Source organism: Streptomyces sp. NPDC060064, from assembly GCF_042736455.1.
In the GTDB taxonomy this organism is placed as follows: Bacteria; Actinomycetota; Actinomycetes; order Streptomycetales; family Streptomycetaceae; genus Streptomyces.
Genome location: NZ_JBHWWF010000035.1, coordinates 38,754 through 55,648 on the forward strand (window position 1 = coordinate 38,754; position 16,895 = coordinate 55,648).

General features: G+C 69.4%; 16 protein-coding genes. 8 read left to right on the plus strand and 8 right to left on the minus strand.

All coding sequences use genetic code 11. The features are described from left to right. Window positions 1-13: 13 nt before the first annotated feature. Together ACFWDI_RS32355 and ACFWDI_RS32360 are read right to left on the minus strand one after the other, a co-directional pair. Complete coding sequence (locus tag ACFWDI_RS32355; RefSeq protein ID WP_385309485.1) at window positions 14-1,348, minus strand: glycoside hydrolase domain-containing protein; 1,335 nt, start codon at window positions 1,346-1,348, stop codon at window positions 14-16. A gap of 294 nt (window positions 1,349-1,642) precedes the next feature. Then, window positions 1,643-1,912: a hypothetical protein gene (locus ACFWDI_RS32360; protein ID WP_327323157.1), complete on the minus strand. Its 270-nt coding sequence runs from the start codon at window positions 1,910-1,912 to the stop codon at window positions 1,643-1,645. Window positions 1,913-2,034: 122 nt separating this feature from the next. Between ACFWDI_RS32360 and ACFWDI_RS32365 the strand changes: the two genes are divergently transcribed. Then, the gene (locus tag ACFWDI_RS32365; RefSeq protein ID WP_385309487.1) at window positions 2,035-2,397 is read left to right on the plus strand and encodes an arsenate reductase family protein; all 363 of its coding nucleotides are present in this window, start codon (window positions 2,035-2,037) and stop codon (window positions 2,395-2,397) included. 79 nt (window positions 2,398-2,476) lie between these two features. On the opposite strand, the gene ACFWDI_RS32370 is transcribed toward ACFWDI_RS32365, so the two are convergent. Next, a complete protein-coding gene (locus ACFWDI_RS32370) occupies window positions 2,477-2,953 on the minus strand; it encodes a carboxymuconolactone decarboxylase family protein (RefSeq protein ID WP_385309489.1) in 477 nt (158 codons plus the stop codon). Between the two features lie 47 nt (window positions 2,954-3,000). Here ACFWDI_RS32370 and ACFWDI_RS32375 point away from each other — a divergent pair, with 47 nt between their 5' ends. After that, on the plus strand, window positions 3,001-4,446 hold the full coding sequence (locus ACFWDI_RS32375; protein WP_385309491.1) for a PLP-dependent aminotransferase family protein: 1,446 nt from the start codon (window positions 3,001-3,003) through the stop codon (window positions 4,444-4,446). A gap of 500 nt (window positions 4,447-4,946) precedes the next feature. After that, window positions 4,947-5,546, plus strand: coding sequence for a hypothetical protein (locus tag ACFWDI_RS32380; RefSeq protein WP_385309547.1), 600 nt, complete (start codon window positions 4,947-4,949; stop codon window positions 5,544-5,546). A gap of 175 nt (window positions 5,547-5,721) precedes the next feature. Here ACFWDI_RS32380 and ACFWDI_RS32385 read toward each other — a convergent pair whose 3' ends face one another. Continuing rightward, window positions 5,722-6,636: a Gfo/Idh/MocA family protein gene (locus ACFWDI_RS32385; protein ID WP_385309493.1), complete on the minus strand. Its 915-nt coding sequence runs from the start codon at window positions 6,634-6,636 to the stop codon at window positions 5,722-5,724. Window positions 6,637-6,817: 181 nt separating this feature from the next. Here ACFWDI_RS32385 and ACFWDI_RS32390 point away from each other — a divergent pair, with 181 nt between their 5' ends. The 5 genes from ACFWDI_RS32390 to ACFWDI_RS32410 all read left to right on the plus strand — a co-directional run bounded on the left by ACFWDI_RS32390 (window position 6,818) and on the right by ACFWDI_RS32410 (window position 12,016). Then, window positions 6,818-8,299 carry a hypothetical protein gene (locus tag ACFWDI_RS32390; RefSeq protein ID WP_385309495.1) on the plus strand — a complete coding sequence of 494 codons (1,482 nt, stop codon included), beginning with the start codon at window positions 6,818-6,820 and terminating at the stop codon, window positions 8,297-8,299. Beyond that, window positions 8,296-9,477, plus strand: a complete 1,182-nt coding sequence (locus ACFWDI_RS32395) for a hypothetical protein (RefSeq protein ID WP_385309497.1) — start codon at window positions 8,296-8,298, stop codon at window positions 9,475-9,477. The genes ACFWDI_RS32390 and ACFWDI_RS32395 overlap by 4 nt, the downstream gene beginning before the upstream one ends. A gap of 88 nt (window positions 9,478-9,565) precedes the next feature. Further along, entirely contained in the window at window positions 9,566-10,585 is a 1,020-nt protein-coding gene (gene glnII, locus ACFWDI_RS32400) for a glutamine synthetase (protein WP_385309499.1), read from the plus strand. A 406-nt stretch (window positions 10,586-10,991) separates the two neighbouring features. Further along, window positions 10,992-11,576, plus strand: coding sequence for a winged helix-turn-helix domain-containing protein (locus tag ACFWDI_RS32405; RefSeq protein ID WP_385309501.1), 585 nt, complete (start codon window positions 10,992-10,994; stop codon window positions 11,574-11,576). A 281-nt stretch (window positions 11,577-11,857) separates the two neighbouring features. Further along, a complete protein-coding gene (locus ACFWDI_RS32410; protein ID WP_385309503.1) occupies window positions 11,858-12,016 on the plus strand; it encodes a hypothetical protein in 159 nt (52 codons plus the stop codon). 136 nt (window positions 12,017-12,152) lie between these two features. Here the strand turns inward: ACFWDI_RS32410 and ACFWDI_RS32415 are convergent, their stop codons facing one another. The 4 genes from ACFWDI_RS32415 to ACFWDI_RS32430 all read right to left on the minus strand — a co-directional run bounded on the left by ACFWDI_RS32415 (window position 12,153) and on the right by ACFWDI_RS32430 (window position 16,873). Next, complete coding sequence (locus ACFWDI_RS32415) at window positions 12,153-13,187, minus strand: ice-binding family protein (RefSeq protein WP_385309505.1); 1,035 nt, start codon at window positions 13,185-13,187, stop codon at window positions 12,153-12,155. Between the two features lie 402 nt (window positions 13,188-13,589). Continuing rightward, on the minus strand, window positions 13,590-14,669 hold the full coding sequence (locus ACFWDI_RS32420; RefSeq protein ID WP_385309507.1) for an ice-binding family protein: 1,080 nt from the start codon (window positions 14,667-14,669) through the stop codon (window positions 13,590-13,592). 462 nt (window positions 14,670-15,131) lie between these two features. Next, window positions 15,132-15,374: a chaplin family protein gene (locus ACFWDI_RS32425; RefSeq protein ID WP_385309508.1), complete on the minus strand. Its 243-nt coding sequence runs from the start codon at window positions 15,372-15,374 to the stop codon at window positions 15,132-15,134. Window positions 15,375-15,667: 293 nt separating this feature from the next. Continuing rightward, window positions 15,668-16,873: an RCC1 domain-containing protein gene (locus ACFWDI_RS32430; protein WP_385309510.1), complete on the minus strand. Its 1,206-nt coding sequence runs from the start codon at window positions 16,871-16,873 to the stop codon at window positions 15,668-15,670. Window positions 16,874-16,895: the final 22 nt, after the last annotated feature.

The following is a 16,895-nucleotide window of genomic DNA, read 5'->3' on the forward strand; positions in this document are numbered from 1 at the left end:
CCGGGCGCGTATGTCAGCAGCGCGGAGCCGGCTTGCTGTAGGTCGTGTTGCTGGGTGTGGCCACGTAGTAGTCCGAGACATAGCGGTCGTTGTCGAGCCGGTCCCAGATCTTGGTGGTGCCGACCGCCGAGCCGGACCGCTGGCAGATCGTCCACGCCAAAGACCCGTTGGGGGACGTGCCACGGACAGCGGACGAGGTGCCGGCGCCCGTGTGCTCGGCGAGGCCGCCGGCCGCGGTGGTCTGGTAGGGGTACGTGCAGCGCGGCACCGGGGCGCTGTATCCGGTGTTGGACGGGGTGCTGACGTAGTGGTCGGTGACGTAGGTGCCGTCCGAGAGCTTGTCCCATACGGCGGTGGTGCCGACGGTGGAACCGGGCGCCTGGCACACCACCTTGAGGGCGGATCCGGGCGCGTGCGACGCGGCGGCGGGGTAGCTGGTCGAGGGGCCGGTGCGGGCGTTGAGCGTGGTGGAGCTCGTCACCGTGTACGTGTACGCCACTGTGGCGACGGGCGTGTCGAGCCGGTCGGTGTCGATGTTGAGGGTCACGCCGCCGTAGGTCTCGTCGTGATCGCCCTTGAACTGCTTGGCCCGCTGGTGGACCGCCCACGTGGAATCGGCGATGCCGGTCCAGCCCTTCAGCGAGTCGACCCCGTCGAAGCGGGCGATCCACAGCGCGTCGGGACGGGCGTAGGAGGTGGACGTGAAGACGTCGGAGAGCTGCTTCGCACCGAAGTTGAGATTCATGTAGACGCCCGAGACATAGCCGACCCGGTGCAGTTCCTTCGTCCACGCGGAGACGAACGCCAGCACTCCGGTCCGGCATGTGGCGTCGGTCTGCGTGTACTGCTCGATGTCGTTGTAGACGGCGCTGCCGGGCTGCATACCGAGCGCTTTCGCCTTGGCGACGGCGTCGGCGGCCGCCGCGGCGCCCTGGCCCCTGGCGGTCGCGGCGGCCCGGCTGATCTTGGCGTCGGTGGGCCTGCCGCCGCACGGCGGTTGCAGGCCCTTGTAGATGGGCAGCAGACGCCACTTCAGCGCCGATACGGACGTCACCCATGACGCAGTCAGCTCCGGCTGGGCGCAGGTGCGGCTTATGCCCCCGATGTACACACCGACAGCGCGGTACGGGGATGCGCTCCACGCCCGGATTGCCGAAAGCGGCGGTGCCGTACAGGTGTCGAAGGCCAGTCCGGAGTACCGGGTTGCGCTTGCTCCCGCGGGATAGGCGACCGGTGTCGCCGGTTCGGCGGCGACGGGCGGAGCGAAGGCGAGCGCGGCGCCGGCGCCCAGCACGCCGGCCGCCGCGAGGACGAGGAATCTTCGAAGGGTGCGGTGCGGATGGGACATGACTCCCCCAGGGCAGCTCGAACCGAGTGGGACCAGAATGCCCCAATGTGCGCCAACTGCACCCTATGCCGTTTGAGTTGTTACGAGGAGCTTGTGGCCGGGCGAGTCACCGTTGCCGGCAGGCGGCGCGAGTGCACCGCGAGCCTCGCCGAGGCATCCGGTCCGCGGAGCTTCCCGAAGACATGCGCGTCCCGCCGCCGTCACCTCGGGTGACAGCGGCGGGACGCGGTTGTTCGGCTTGTTCAGCTGTTCACGCTGTCCAGCTGTTCGCGCTGTTCAGCTTGTTGAGTCTGTTCAGCGGCCGTAGCGGATCAGTGCCCGCACCATCCGGCACGTCGTGTCGGACGGCGGGTGGACCCCGATGCGCTCCGCCGTCGCATGTATCTTGCGGTTGTCTGCGGTCGCCGGGTGATAGACGCCCGAGTCCAGCAGGGCGATCGCCAGGCGCATGGCCTTCAACCGGCGGTTGTGGGACACGTACCACTCGCGCGGCTGTCCGGCCGGCAGTGGCTTCTTCTTCAGCGGCTTGTACACGGGCTTCGTCGTGAGTGTGGCAACGGCCATCGGCAACCTCCTGGCGCGGTGGCGGGACCATCCCGAACTACTGTTCATTCTACTGCCCACCACTGACAATCGCCGCTGGCCAGACGGTGTTTGAGGGGTGGTCGAGCCAGTACGGTGGGGGCATGGAGATCTGGATCAATCCGGCCTGTTCCAAGTGCCGCAGCGCCATCGACCTTCTCGACGAGGAAGGCGCCACGTACACCGTCCGGCGCTATCTGGAGGACGTGCCGAGCGCGGAGGAGATCCGGGCCGTCCTCGGGCGGCTCGGGCTCGAGCCGTGGGACATCACGCGGACCCAGGAGACCGCGGCGAAGGAGCTGGGGCTCAAGGACTGGGCGCGCGACGACGGTTCGCGGGAGCGGTGGATCGAGGCGCTCGCGCAGCACCCCAAGCTGATCCAGCGGCCGATCATCACGGCTGAGGACGGGACGGCCGTCGTGGCGCGTACGGACGAGGCGGTACGGGACGCACTCGGCCGGTCCTAGGACGACGCCGAGGACGACGCCGAGGACGACTCGCCGCTGAAGGCTCCGGCGCGGGCGGCGTGGTGGGCGGCTTCGGCCGTCACCGCTCGTCCGTGCCCGCCACCTTGCCCGTGGCCAGCGCGATCCGGTTCCAGGTGTTGATGGTGAAGATCAGGGCGAGCAGGTGAGCCAGCTCCTGCTCCTCGAAGTGGGCCGCCGCGTGGGCGTACACCGCGTCCGGCACTCCGCCGTCCGCGACCAGGGTGACCGCCTCGGTCAGGGCGAGCGCCGCCTGTTCCTTCTCGGTGAAGAAGTGCTTCGCCTCCCGCCAGACGGCAGTCATGTGCAGACGCTCCTCGCTCTCGCCCGCCTTGCGCGCGTCGGCGGTGTGCATGTGCAGGCAGTACGCGCAGTGGTTGAGCTGCGAGGAGCGGACCTGAACCAGTTCGACCAGCGTCGGGTCCAGGCCCTCGCGGGCCGCGGCGTCCAGGCCGATCACGGCGCGGAAGGCTTTCGGGGCCAGCTTCGCGAAGTTGATGCGGGCGGTGGTCGGGGTGTTGATCTCTGTCGTCGTCATGTGTACGAATCTAGGGGCTCAGGCGACCGGCAATGGGGTGCATTTCAGTGGCAGATTCATGGGTCAATTTGGCGGAGATCCTGGGTGCGGATCTGCATCTGGAGCTGACGGGTCCGGGCAGTCGGCGCGCCGTTCTGATGCGGGCCCTGCGCCAGGGAGTCAGGAGCGGGCGACTGGCCCCGGGTACGAAGCTGCCGCCCTACCGCTCCCTCGCCGCCGACCTCGGGATCGCCCGTAACACCGTCGCCGACGCGTACTCCGAGCTGGCCGCCGAGGGATGGCTCACCGCGCGCCAGGGGTCCGGGACCCGGGTCGCGCAGGGGGCCTGCCCATCGCCGGGCAGGGGAGAGGTCGCGACGCCGGTCGCTCCCGTACGCAGACAGCGCACTGCGGCCAGAACCGTCCGGCCGACGTACGACCTCGTGCAGGGGCAGCCCGACCCCTCCGCCTTTCCGCGCGGAGCGTGGCTGGCCTCCGCGCGGCGGGCGCTGACCACCGCGCCGCACGATGCGTTCGGGCCCGGCGATCCGCGTGGGCGGGCCGAGCTGCGGGAGGCGCTGGCCGGGTATCTGGCGCGGGTGCGCGGGGTGCGGACCGATCCGCGGCGGATCGTCGTCTGCTCCGGGGCCGCGCACGCACTGCGGCTGATGGCGGCGGTCGCGGGCGGACGGTGGGCCGTGGAGTCGTACGGGCTGCCCTTCCACCGCGGACTCCTGGCCGACGGCGGCATACGCACCACACCTCTGCCGGTCGATGAACACGGCGCCCGGATAAGCGAGTTGGGCGCGGTGGGCGCCGTGCTGTTGACTCCCGCGCACCAGTTCCCGACCGGCGGTCCGCTGCATCCGGAGCGGCGCGCCGCCGTCGTGGACTGGGCGCGGTCGACGGGCGGGCTGGTCCTGGAGGACGACTACGACGGCGAGTTCCGCTACGACCGCCGGCCGGTGGGGGCGGTGCAGGGCCTCGACCCCGACCGGGTGGTGTTGATGGGGTCGGTGAGCAAGAGCCTCTCCCCCACCCTCCGCATCGGCTGGATGGTGTTGCCCGAGCACCTGGTGGACGAGGTGGTGGCGGCGAAGGGTGAGCGCGAGCAGTGGTCGAGCGCCACGGAGCAGCTCACGCTCGCGGACTTCATCACCTCGGGGGCGTACGACCGGCATGTGCGGAAGATGCGGCAGCGCCACCGGCGCCGGCGCGACCAGCTGGTGTCGGTCCTGGCGGAGCGGGCGCCGCAGGTGCGGGTGACCGGGATCGCGGCGGGGCTGCACGCCGTGCTCGAACTTCCGACGGGGTCCGAGCGGGCCGTGGTGAAGGCGGCGGCCTGGCAGGGGCTCGCCGTCGAGGGGCTCGCCGACTACCGGCACGCCGATTTCCCCGCGGACGGGCGGGACGGACTGGTCATCGGTTACGCGACACCGCCGGAGCACATCTACGCCGCCGCGCTGGACGCGCTGTGCCGGGCGCTGCCGCCTGTTGAGCAGCAACAACCTTAAGGAAAGTTAAGGAAGTTGTAGGTGAGAGTGCTGAGAAGAACGGAATGGCTACTCGTACGTAACGGCACACGGAACCCACCCGACAGGAGTCCCACGTGTCACGCAAGAAGACCCTCAGCGGGAAGAAGAAGATCGCTCTGCTTGTCGGCGCCGCTGCCCTCGCAGGCGGTACGGCGGTGGTGATGACTGGCACCAGTCAGGCGTCGGTGGCCTGCGACGGACTGGTCACCGCCCTCCAGAACAACGAGAAGTTCATCGCCGACCAGCGCGCCAATCCGGATGCGCAGTCCGAGGCACGGATCGCTAACCGACAGGCCGTCATCGAGCAGATCAAGCGGCAGCAGGAAGCTTCCGGGTGCGAGGTCGGCGGCGGTGCCGGTGGTGGTGGGGAAGCCGCGCCCCCGGCCGAGTCGCAGCCCGCCGCACCGCCCGCCGAGTCGCAGCCCCCCGCCGGTGCGGGCGGCGACCAGGCCGGCGAGGTCGTCTGCGCCGGCTCGACCGTGACCCTCTCCGGCGAGGCCGGCGCACCCGCCGCCTCCAGCAACCAGTTCCCGATCGGCACCACCCTCAAGGTGACCAACCTCGACAACAACAAGTCGACCACCGTCAAGGTCACCTCCACCTCCGGCAGCTGCGCCCTGCTGAACAACGCCGCCTTCGAGCAGGTCCGCGAGCCCGGCAAGAACCTCATCCGCAAGGCACGGATCGAGAAGATCGGCGGCCAGGCGGGCGGTCAGAACAGCGACAACCAGAACGCCGGCAACCAGGCGGGCGGCGACCAGGGTGCCGGGGACCAGGCAGGCGGTGGCCAGGATGCCGGCAACCAGGCAGGCGGTGGCCAGGGCAACGTCGGCGAGGTCGTCTGCGCCGGCTCGACCGTGACCCTCTCCGGCGAGGCCGGCGCACCCGCCGCCTCCAGCAACCAGTTCCCGGTGGGCACCACCCTCAAGGTGACCAACCTCGACAACAACAAGTCGACCACCGTCAAGGTCGCCTCCGCCTCCGGCAGCTGCGCCCTGCTGAACAACGCGGCCTTCGAGCAGGTTCGTGAGCCCGGCAAGTTCCTCATCCGCAAGGCGCGGATCGAGCGCGTCGGCTGACGCTGACGGATTCCAGGACGGTGCCGTTCGCCTCCTCACGGCACCGCCCTGGCCACCGCGCCCACCGACTGAGCACCAGCTCACAGCTCCGGCCACGCAGCACCACAGCTCACAGCTCCGGCCACGCAGCACCACAGCTCACGGCCCTAACCACGCAGCACCACAGCTCACGGCCCTAACCACGCAGCAGAAGCTCCGCCTCCGCCTGCGCCAGGATCTCGGTGAGCCGCAGCCCGAACCGTACGTCGCAGTCGTGCGCCCGCCCTGTCCGCGCCGACTCCAGCAGCGCGTCGACGGCCGCCTCGAACGAGCGGATCGCGTCGCTCCAGGCCGGCAGCACCGCCGCCCCCCGATCGCCGACAAGTTCGATGCTCACGCCCGAAGCCTTCACCGGCGCGCTCAGGCTCAGCGTCGCCGTGCTCGACGCCCCGGACTCGTGCCGCAGCACCAGATGCGCGGTGTCGACCGGGCCACGAGCCGCGGTCACCTCCGTCACATCGCCCAGCACCGGCAGCAGTACGGACAGCACATGCGGGCCCACATCCCACAGCCCGCCCTTCTCGCGCCGCCACGGCGAAGCCGCGTACGGGCTGTCCCCGCCGGGCGCGTACAGCGAACCGAGCCACCGCGCATGGGCCGTGAACCAGCCGTCCACCCTCGCCTGTTCGGCGATCCAGGGCGCGGTTTCGGCGGCAAAGCGCAAGGTACAGAACACCACAGACGCGACCCCGGCCCTGGCTGCCGCCTCCGCCGTCTCACGCGCTCCGGCCACCGTCGTCGCGACCGGCTTGTCCAGCAGCAGATGGCAGCCCGCCGCGGCCGCCCGCGCCGCGAGCGGCGCCTGGACGTCCGGCGGCAGCGCGAAGGCCACCGCGTCGCAGGCGGCGAAGAGCGCGTCGATTCCGTCGTCGCCGGAGTACGCCGTCGTGTCATGGGCGGCGGCGAGCGCGGCGGCCGCTTCGGCCCGCCTCCCCCACACGCCGGCGAGCTCGACATCCGGATGGGCGGCGAGCGCGGGAGCCTGGGTGCGCTCCGCCCAGGGCCCGGTCCCGAGGAGTCCGATACGCAGCTGCTTCGCGGGCTTCGTCATGCGGCCCAGTCTGCCCCGTGGAGAAAAATGCCGGGGAACGCGAAACGAACGGTGTTACGTTTTCGGAGCCGGCCGCGGGACTCCGGTGCGACTTCCGGGACTTGCTTCTAACGCAGTGATTTCGCTGTTCGCGCCCTCATTCCCCGGTCGGCTTCCGTCTTTGTACGTACGGGGAGAGACGATGGCGGAGACCGCCGGGACCGACGCCGAACCGACCATCGAGACGCACGCCGATCTGGTCGCTGCCGAGGATGTGCTCCTGTTCGTGAACGCCGCCGTGACGTCGACCGGACAGCGTGAATTCCGCTCCGAGGCGTACGCGCAACAGCTGTCGCTCTCCTTCCTCCATGAGTACGTACGGGTCAACTACCGGTCCGTGTACGCCGCCGCGCTCGCACTCGACATCAACGACCACAACGCCGCCCGGATCGTGGAGCAGCTGCTGCGCACGGCGGGCGAGGCGAGCGACGCACAGAAACGGACGGAGGGCCGGCTGATAGCGGCGCGGCTGGCCGTGCTGCCGCCGCAGCGTGTCTATCGGCTGTTCCGCACGCTGCGCGCCGCCAAGGTCAACAACCGCCGTACCCGTGCGATCCTGCGCGACTGGCTGGCGGCGCGCACCGATCTCGGCCTTGACGCGGTGAAGTACCGCAGCGGTCTGAAGACCGCCGTTCGCCATGCCCATCTTCCTTTCGGAGAAGGCGAGTTCGCGGGCGACGAGTTCGGCGACTTCCTGTTCCGTCCCGGCCGGCGCGTCCGCTACGAGCACGCCTTCCTGGACGCGTACCGCCGCGCCCACTTCGAGCAGGTCGCGGTCTACGATCTGCCGTTCACCGTCGCCGAGGGCTTCGCGGCGAAGCACGGCATCCCGCGCGGGGTGTTCCTGGAGCGGATCGCGCCGCGTATGACCCGGCTGGAACGGCTGCGTACGCAGCGGGCCGGGACGAAGACCGACCTCAGCGTCATGCCGCTCACCCGCCTCGCGCTGTACGTCCTCTCTCTCGAGGTGGCGGAGCGGGTGCGGCGGCGGGCGGAGCTGACCGGTGCACTGCGGGCCGCGGCACTGCGTGCGGCGGGGCCGTACGCCGGGACGTGGGGGCGGGTGTCGGCCGTGCTGGACGACAGCTATTCCGCCTCCGGCTCGGGCGTCAAGCGCCGCCGTCCGCTCGCGGTCGCGCTCGGCTGCCATTTCCTGCTGGAGGCGCTGGCCGGTTCGTACCGCGCGCACTGGACCTCGGGAGCGGCCGATCCGCTCCTCGTACGCCCCTGGGGGCCGACCCCGCTCGGCACCCGGATCCTCGATGCCCTGGAGGACTCGCCGGACCGGCTGGTGATCGTCTCGGACGGCTGGGACAACGCGCCGCCGGGGCTGGCGGGCGAGGTGCTGCGGGTCTGGCGCACCCGCCTCGACCGGGACCGGAGGACGAGTGTGGTGCATGTGAACCCTGTATACGACGCGGACGGTTTTGATGTGCGCCGGCTGGCGCCGAGCGTGCCGACAGCAGGGATCCGCGACGCCGAGGATCTGGCGGCGCTGGTGGAGATCGCGCAGTTCGCGGAGGGGCGGACGGGACTGGCCGAGCTCCAGGCGTATCTGGACCGCCGGACGGACCGATTCCTGGACCGCCATCACCAGGACCGACTCCTGGAGGGGGCGCGATGAACAAGCTCGACATGACCGGGCTGACCACCATGCCCGCGCAGGTGTGGGGCGGCATCCGGCTGGTGCCGCTGGTGCGCGAGGAGCCGGTGGACGGGCTGCGGCTGCACCACGAGATCTACGGCGGCTACGGCGATGTCCAGGTCGGCCCTCGTACGCACTACCTCCCCTACATCCCGCACGGTTTCGTCGCGGACTGGTCGGGCGAGGGCGGCCGGTCCGCCGCGTACGGAACACAGTTGGGCGACGCGCGGCCCGCCTGCGTCCCCGTGCGCCGTCACCACAGGATGGCCAAGCGCCGCTCCGCCAAGGGCAGCACCGAGGACCGGCTGCGTTTCCTCCCCCTCCATCTCGCGCTGGAGGGATATCTGGCACTTCACTTCGGCGGCCCGTCCGTCGTCTGGGACGAGTGGTCCCAGCAGGCGGTACGCCAGGGCCTGTCGCCGCGCGCCGAGGACGCCTACGCCGGATGGCAGGTGCGCGGCCTCGGCGATGCGCTGCGGATCTTCGAGATCCACCCGGACCAGTGCGGTGTGCTGGTGTACGCCGCGGACTCGCTCGCCGCTGCCTTCGTCGTACCGCACCCCGCCGACTACCGCGCCCTGCACTTGTCCCTGATCGAGGATCTGTACGGGGAGCTGGTGCATCAGTACGCGTACTTCGGCGGCCCGGTCCCCGACTTCGAGGCGCGCATCCGCGACAGCCCGTATCTGCGGACGATCGCCGATCTGCGGGCGGCGGCCCGCGCGCAGGAGCGCACCTGGGCCGAGGACCACGACACGCTGTTCGCAGGCCGGCTGCTCGACCCGTCGTACCACTTCGAGCGCGTCTACCGGATGGGCCCGTTCAGTCTGTGGCGCTTTCTGCCGCCGTTCCGGCGCGGGGAGCCGGAGCAGCACATCGGCGAGGTGATCACCGACCACAAGGGCCGCGTCGCCTATCTCAAGACCTTCCGGCTCTCCGAGGCACAGGTCCGGCGCGGCCATCTGCTGAACCGGCTGCACGACCACGACTGGCACCTGGGCCGGACCGCCGAGGCGCTGGGCACCAGCTACCTCGATCTCGTACGCCGGATCCGTGCCGCGGGCTTCGAGTCCCTGCTCAACGAGCACGGCGTCGCGCTTACGGCCGCGACCGAAGCCGCTCACGGACGGACAGCTCCGCCCGCCTGTTCGGCGTAACGTGGGGTTCACAAACGGGCAACGGACGGGAAATCCCGTATTGCGAAGCTGCGCCCCATACCGCTGCACCCGCAAAGGATGAGGCCCCGTGACCTTCAAGGCTGAGTACATCTGGATCGACGGCACCGAGCCGACCGCCAAGCTTCGCTCGAAGACGAAGATACTGGCGGACGGGGCCGAGCTGCCCATCTGGGGCTTCGACGGGTCCAGCACCAACCAGGCCGAGGGCCACGCATCCGACCGCGTGCTCAAGCCGGTCTTCTCCTGTCCGGACCCGATCCGCGGCGGCGACAACCTGCTGGTCATGTGCGAGGTCCTCAACACGGACATGACGCCGCACGAGTCCAACACGCGTGCCGCGCTCGCCGAGGTGGCGGAGAAGTTCGCCACGCAGGAGCCGATCTTCGGCATCGAGCAGGAGTACACCTTCTTCAAGGGCTCCCGCCCGCTGGGCTTCCCCGAGGGCGGCTTCCCGGCCGCGCAGGGCGGCTACTACTGCGGTGTCGGCGCCGACGAGATCTTCGGCCGTGACGTCGTCGAGGCCCACCTGGAGAACTGCCTCAAGGCGGGCCTCGGCATCTCCGGAATCAACGCCGAGGTCATGCCCGGCCAGTGGGAGTTCCAGGTCGGACCGCTGGCACCGCTGGAGGTCTCCGACCAGCTGTGGGTGGCGCGCTGGCTGCTGTACCGCACCGCCGAGGACTTCGAGGTCTCCGCGACGCTCGACCCGAAGCCGGTGAAGGGCGACTGGAACGGCGCGGGCGCGCACACCAACTTCTCGACGAAGGCGATGCGCGAGGGGTACGACGCGATCATCACCGCCTGCGAGTCGCTGGGTGAGGGCTCCAAGCCGCTCGACCACGTCAAGAACTACGGCGCGGGCATCGACGACCGCCTCACCGGTCTGCACGAGACCGCCCCGTGGAACGAGTACAGCTACGGCGTCTCCGACCGCGGCGCCTCGGTCCGTATCCCGTGGCAGGTCGAGCAGGACGGCAAGGGCTACATCGAGGACCGTCGTCCGAACGCCAACGTCGACCCGTACATGGTGACGCGGCTGATCGTCGACACCTGCTGCACCGCGCTGGAGAAGGCCGGCCAGGTCTGATCGCGCTGCCATGCCGCACTCAGGAGGGCGTCCGCCGGTCCCGCCGGTGGGCGCCCTTCGGCGTGGATCGCGCCGAGTGACCGTCAGGTCCGTATCAGCGTCCGCATCAATGCGCGTATCAACGTCCGTATCGACGTCCGTATCAACGTGCGGAAGGCCACTGCTGCCACCGGACGACATCTGCTTCAATAGGGACATGGCCAGCTTCCAGCACATCGCGACAGGTCGCAGCGACCTTGAGCCGTTCTGGCCTTCCCGGCAGCACCATGACTTCGACCGGGTGTGTTGCCGCGCGGTGAACGCGCAGGCCCTCTAAAGCCGCTCACCCCGGTCTTCGGCCAGCGCGCACGACGTACGTCCGTCCTCTCGACTCGACGACTCCTCCGCGCGAAAGAGCTGACCTCTCATGGCGAACTCCCGTTCCTTCTCCGCCGTACCCGCCGTCTCCGCTGCGACCGCCGTCAATCAGAATCCGATCAGTCCGGGCCGGCACCGGCTGCGTGCCGTCGACCGGGACGAGGTCGTGACCACCGGGCAGGTGGTGGACTTCCTCCCGCCGGGCGCCACTTGGCTTCCCGCGCCCCAGCACACTCTGCCCACCCTGCCGGGTCAGCCGCCGATGATCGGCTACCTCGTTCTCGTACCGGCCGATCAGCAGCCGCCGGCCGCTCTGGTGCAGTCTCCCGCGCCGGACCGGGCCGAGGAGGGCGCCGGACCGGTGTCGATCGACAGCGTCCAGCGCACCGCCCTGGTGGACGGGCAGGTGCTGGACCTGACCTACCTCGAGTTCGAGCTGCTGGCGCATCTGGTGGCGCATCCGCACCGGGTGCACACCCGCGACCAGCTGGTGACCACCGTGTGGGGCTACGGGCATGTGGGCGACGGCCGGACCGTCGACGTCCATGTCGCCCGGCTGCGCCGCAAGCTGGGCGCCGAGCGCCGCCGTACGATCCAGACCGTACGGCGGGTCGGCTACAAGTACGCGCCCTGAGCCAGGCCTGTCCGGGCAACGTCCGCCCGGTCGGGACGACCGGCACACGGGCTCGCCGTATCGGCCGAAGCCCTCGCAGCTGCGCTACGAGGGCTTCGGCCGGCGATTCCCGCCGGGAGCGTTGACGCGACGACCGCGCTACGAGGACTGGAGCACCTTGATGGGGCGGTACCGGTCGATGGTGGTGCCGTCACCGAGCTGGCCACGCCCGGATCGCATTCCCGCACAACCGCGGATCCGCACCGCCGGTCACGCTACAAGGCGATGTTGGCAGTGATCACATGAGCTTGATCGGAGGACTGGCCGGGCGGCTGGTCCCGGCCGAGCGCCCGCCGCCCGACAGCCCCAACCCACCCGAGCCGCAGGAATTCGCGGCCACCACACCCTGGACGTTCATGTGCCCGCATCCGCCATCGTCGGCACCTACCGAGGCACTGTGACACATTCGGTGGCCTGACCCAGCTCCTTCGGGTGCGACCTGCCCGGACCAGCTCCACCATCTGGCGGCGGAATCCCGGCGGGTGGGCCGGGTGTGCTCCCGGCACGATGGGGGGCTCTTCTTGTGGGGACCCAGCACTACGCGACGGAGTGCGTCACAGTTGTGGTGTAGCTGCCTGCCACTGCGAAGGCGGGCACCGAGACGATCAGAGTCGGCGTCCAGGTCACAGAGGTGACTGCGGTACCTGACTGCAGGCTGAACGCCGTGCGGGGGGTGCTCAGGCTCTGGGCTTGCGCCGCTATGGCCTGCCCCGGGGTGGCGGTACCGGTGCCGGTCTTCGCGGTGGCCGGTCCCGACCAGTAGGCGAGACGGCTCTTCGGGATGGTCTCGGCAGGTGAGCCGCCACCCGTGGTGCAGTTGGTCACGGAAACGGTGACCGTCCAGGAGTCGACACCGCTGGCGTCGACCGTCACCGGTCCCAGTTGCCCGGTGATCGTTCCGTCGGGTGCCCCGCTGCCGAGGTGCCCCGCTGCCGGTGTCGTGATCGACAGTTGCGGACCGGTGCAGTTCGCCGTCGTGATGGTGTTGGTGTCCAGCGTGACCGCGGCATTCTGCGCCAGGACCCGGCCCTCGATCACCGCGTTGGTGTTCACCGTGATGGCCGTCAGGGCCAGGACGTTGCCTTTGAAGACGGACGTGGTGTCGATGGTGGCGGAGCTGCCCACCTGCCAGAAGACGTTACAAGCCTGTGCTCCGCCTGCGAGGCTGACATGGCTCCCCGGCGCCGTGATCAGGGTCGAGCCGATCTGGAAGACGAAGACGGCGTTGGGGTCGCCCTGGGCGTCGAGCGTGACGGTCCCGGTGATATTCAGTGACGACGCGGCCTTGTGGACGCCGGGCGTCAGCGTCGTTCCGCCGATATTGCCCGGTGAGGTGAGGTTGGTGGTGGGTGTCCGGCCGACCGCGTCGTTGTAGGCGGTGGTCAGGTCGGACTTCGCTTGGACGGCGGCGGCGTCGGCGACATGCTGCACCCCGTTGACGTGTCCGGGCGGAAAGCCGGTCACCGAAGTGCCGGGGCTCAGCCCCAGGTCGCCGTTGATGACGCCGGCGCCCGTGTTGGTGATCGTTGAACCGGCCAGCACCGCGTAACTGGTAGCGGTCCCCAGCGCCACGGGTGCTTCTGCGGCGTACGAGGGGCTCGGGCCCAGAACGGCCGCCGCCAGCCAGGCCAATCCGGGGAGCAGGACGAGGATTCTCTTGAGTCGAGTGCGTCTATGCCCTCTGTCCGGGGTCGTGGACAGGATGGCATCCACTGCCACAGGAGCTGCCCCTTCTTGTTGCCATTGAGCTCAGGCCTGGAGGGATGTTCACGGGGCTCACCAGCCGTCTTGGCACCGGACCTTGGACACCCGGGACACCTGGATCCGGGCCGCCGACGGGCGACGCCGGGGTTCTTGTTCGGCGCCCTGGACTGCCTCGCCGGGCGGCCCCAGCGCGTACTCCATGGCCACCCGTCCGACCGCCGGCCCGCCTCCGCGCAGCATCGGTGCGCGGAGGCCGACGGTGGCTCAGCTCTATTGGATGAGCTGGTAGATCGTAGGTGAGGTGCTGTCGGCGAACCCGTCCGCGCCCAGGTAGGCGGCCTGGATCAGGTGAAGGCCGACGGCCAGGTTGGTGGTGAAGACTGCGTGCCCGGTGCTGTCGAGGGGGACTACGGCGATGAGCTGTGACCTGTCCATGAACACCACGAGGCCATTGGGGATGGCCGTACCGGAACCGGCCTTCACTGCGGCGGTGAAGGTGACCGTCTGACTCACCGGCGCGGGGTTGGCCGAAGAGGTCAGGCTGGTGGTGGTTGTGGTGGTGACAGGCGCTTGGTCGCAGTTCGGGCGGGTGATCGTGTCACTGTCCAGCGTGACCGCGGCGTTGCGGGCCAGTGTCCGGCCATCCACTGTCACCCCGGTCGTGACGGTGATCGAGGCGAGGGCCATGACGTTTCCCCGGAGGGTGGAGTTGGTTCCGAGCGTCGCGGAGCTTCCGACCTGCCAGAAGACGTTGCATGCCCGCGCGCCGTTGACGAGGTTCACGCTGCTTCCGGACGCTGTGGTGAGGGTGGATGCGGCCTTGAAGATGAAGACGGCGTTCGGGTCGCCCTGAGCGTCGAGGGTCAGCTTTCCGGTGATTCCGAGCGTGCCGGCGGAAGTTTGGTACACGCCGGGTGTCTTGGTGGTTCCGCCGAGTTCCACCGGGACGGTGGCCGTGGCCGGTCGCCCCTCCGCGTCGTTGTACGCGGCGGTCAGGTCGTTCTTGGCCTGCAGTGCGACAGCGTCGGCCACGTGCTGGGTCCCGTTCACCTGCCCGGGAGGAAAGCCGGTGACCGATGTGCCCGGGCTCAGTCCGAGGTCGCCGTTGACCGTGGTGGGACCGGTGTTCGTGACCGTCGACGCGGCGAGAACCGCGAAGTTTCCGGCGGTGGCCAGCGATACCGGCGGCGTGGCCGCTCTCGCGCTCGCGCTCGGTGGCGTGACTGCGCTCGCACTCGGCGGCGCGGCTACACCGATCAGGGCAGTGGTCGCACACAGGGTCAGGGCCGGGGCCAGCCGGAATCGGGCGGCAATCCTGCGGAAGGGGCCTGTGAGGCAAGTGGTCACCATGGATGCTTCTTCCGTCTTGGTCTACGGCAAGCGAGACTTTCGACAGTCACAGTCCCACATAAAGACGGGCATACACTCTCAAAACGTTCGCAAACATCAATCGCGGGAGAGAAAGACCTGATTGGCCGGGCGGATCAGGGAGGGAGTTCATGACGCGCCATCAACAGCCGGACACCTGGGGGGATTCCACTCCGAACCCGGCCGTCGCGGTCCGGGCGAGCTGCCGGAGCAGGCGCGCACTGTCGGTGGCGGCTGAATCGGCCGACGGCGAGAGGTGTCAGGAAACTTGGCAGTCTCCCGCCTGATGTTCTCGCTGGTTCACAAGAGTGGTGGGGATGGTGGGCAGCTGTTCGGTTTGCCATGCGCCGTACGTCTCTGCCCGGCTGAGGTGCCCCGGCGTCTCCGGGGCAGAGATGGTGGATTTACTTGCTGTGGTCGCCTGTGCGGCCACCGCTGTGGTGGTCACGGTTGTGGTCGCTTGTGCGGCCACTGCGGTTGTGGGTCGCCGTTGGTGCAGGTGTTCCCGAAGCTCGGGTTCAGCAGGCCGATGAGGTCCAGTGAGTTGCCGCACGCGTGCGGCCCGGCGACGCGGGCGCCAACGACACAGGTGACAACATTGCGATCCTCGAGGCGGCTCTGGCCCAACTCCCGTGGCAGTAGCGCAAGAAGATCCTGTTCCGCACCGACGAGGTCGGGTTCTCCCACGGTCTGCTGGACTGGCCGACGGCAGCGGACGGCCCGGTCTGTCCTTCACCTGGGAGCCACCAACGCCCGACGCCAACCTGCCTGGCTGGACTGCCGCGGTTTAGTGCTATTGGTGGCGAAGGTCCAGGTGTTGTTCCCTCATCGCCGGGTGCCGTTGCCGCTAACCGACAAGTGGTGTCAGCTCTCACCCACCTAACCAACACGTACTCGCCGCATTGGCCGAAGCCCTCGTAGCTGCGCTACGAGGGCTTCGGCCGGTGATTCCCGCCGGGAGTGTTGACGCGACGACCGCGCTATGAGGACTGGAGCACCTTGATGGGACGGTACCGGTCGGTGGTGGTGCCGTCACCGAGCTGGCCGTTGTCGTTCCGGCCCCAGGTCCGGACGGTGCCGTCCCGCACCAGCGCGACGGAGTGGTTGTCCCCGCCCTCGACCGCCGTCACCTGGGACAGCCCGACAACAGTCACCGGGAGGAAGTGGTCGGTGGTGGTGCCGTCACCGAGCTGACCGAAGAAGTTCCAGCCCCACGTCCTGACCTTGCCGCCTTCCTGCAGGGCCAGACTGTGGGCCAGGCCGACCGAGACATCCCGCACATTCGTCAGTGTGGGAACCAGCACCGGAGTGTGCCGGTCGGTGGTGGTGCCGTCACCGAGCTGCCCGTAGAAGTTCCAGCCCCAGGACCAGACGGTGCCGTTGTTCCGCACGGCCAGGCTGTGGGCTTTGTGGGACGCCACAAACCGAACGCGGGTCAGCCCGAGGACCTTGACGGGCCTGTGACGGTGGATGATGGTGCCGTCGCCGAGACGGCCGTCGTAGTTGTTTCCCCAGGCCACGACGGTCTTGTCCGGCTGCACGAGTTCGCTGTGCGCGTGGCCGACCGCGATGTCCCGTGGGTCGCGCAGCCCGGGGATCGTGACGGGGGTGTGCCGGTCGGTGGTGGTGCCGTCACCGATCTGCCCGTACGCGTTCCAGCCACATGCCTTGACGCTGCCGTCGGACATCAAGGCGATGGTGTGGCCTTCGTCGGTCGCGATCATCTTCACGCCGGCCAGGTTCACGGGCTTGGTCGGGCGGTTCCGGTCGGTGGTGGTGCCGTCACAGAGCTGGCCGAACGCGTTCCAGCCCCAGGCCCGGATGGTGCCGTCCGAGAGCAGCGCCATGCTGTGGTGGCCATGGGCGGAGATGGCCCGCACCTTTGTCAGCCCCGGGACCGTGACGGGGCTGAGCCGCTCCGTGTTGGTGCCGTCACCGATCTGGCCGTTGGTGTTCATACCCCAGGCCTTGACGGTGCCGTTCTTCATCAGCGCCAAGGTGTGGCTGTCCCCGGCGGCGATAGCCATGACACCGGTCAACGGGACCGCCGCACGGGGGGCGCGGGAACCCCCGAACGCCAGCGGCGTGGCAAGTACCGACGCCACCAGCGAGAACAACAGGGCCAACAGGATTGCGGGAGCCGGTGTTCCGGCCCTCCGCGGCGGTACGAAAACCGGGATCTTCATGCGCTTCTCCTTCTGGACGGGG

Coding starts and splice junctions, on each gene's coding strand:
- ACFWDI_RS32355 (WP_385309485.1), bottom strand. CDS start 1,348: ATGTCCCATCCGCACCGCACCCTTCGAAGATTCCTCGTCCTCGCGGCG.
- ACFWDI_RS32360 (WP_327323157.1), bottom strand. CDS start 1,912: ATGGCCGTTGCCACACTCACGACGAAGCCCGTGTACAAGCCGCTGAAG.
- ACFWDI_RS32365 (WP_385309487.1), top strand. CDS start 2,035: ATGGAGATCTGGATCAATCCGGCCTGTTCCAAGTGCCGCAGCGCCATC.
- ACFWDI_RS32370 (WP_385309489.1), bottom strand. CDS start 2,953: ATGACGACGACAGAGATCAACACCCCGACCACCGCCCGCATCAACTTC.
- ACFWDI_RS32385 (WP_385309493.1), bottom strand. CDS start 6,636: ATGACGAAGCCCGCGAAGCAGCTGCGTATCGGACTCCTCGGGACCGGG.
- ACFWDI_RS32390 (WP_385309495.1), top strand. CDS start 6,818: ATGGCGGAGACCGCCGGGACCGACGCCGAACCGACCATCGAGACGCAC.
- ACFWDI_RS32395 (WP_385309497.1), top strand. CDS start 8,296: ATGAACAAGCTCGACATGACCGGGCTGACCACCATGCCCGCGCAGGTG.
- ACFWDI_RS32405 (WP_385309501.1), top strand. CDS start 10,992: ATGGCGAACTCCCGTTCCTTCTCCGCCGTACCCGCCGTCTCCGCTGCG.
- ACFWDI_RS32410 (WP_385309503.1), top strand. CDS start 11,858: ATGAGCTTGATCGGAGGACTGGCCGGGCGGCTGGTCCCGGCCGAGCGC.
- ACFWDI_RS32420 (WP_385309507.1), bottom strand. CDS start 14,669: ATGGTGACCACTTGCCTCACAGGCCCCTTCCGCAGGATTGCCGCCCGA.
- ACFWDI_RS32430 (WP_385309510.1), bottom strand. CDS start 16,873: ATGAAGATCCCGGTTTTCGTACCGCCGCGGAGGGCCGGAACACCGGCT.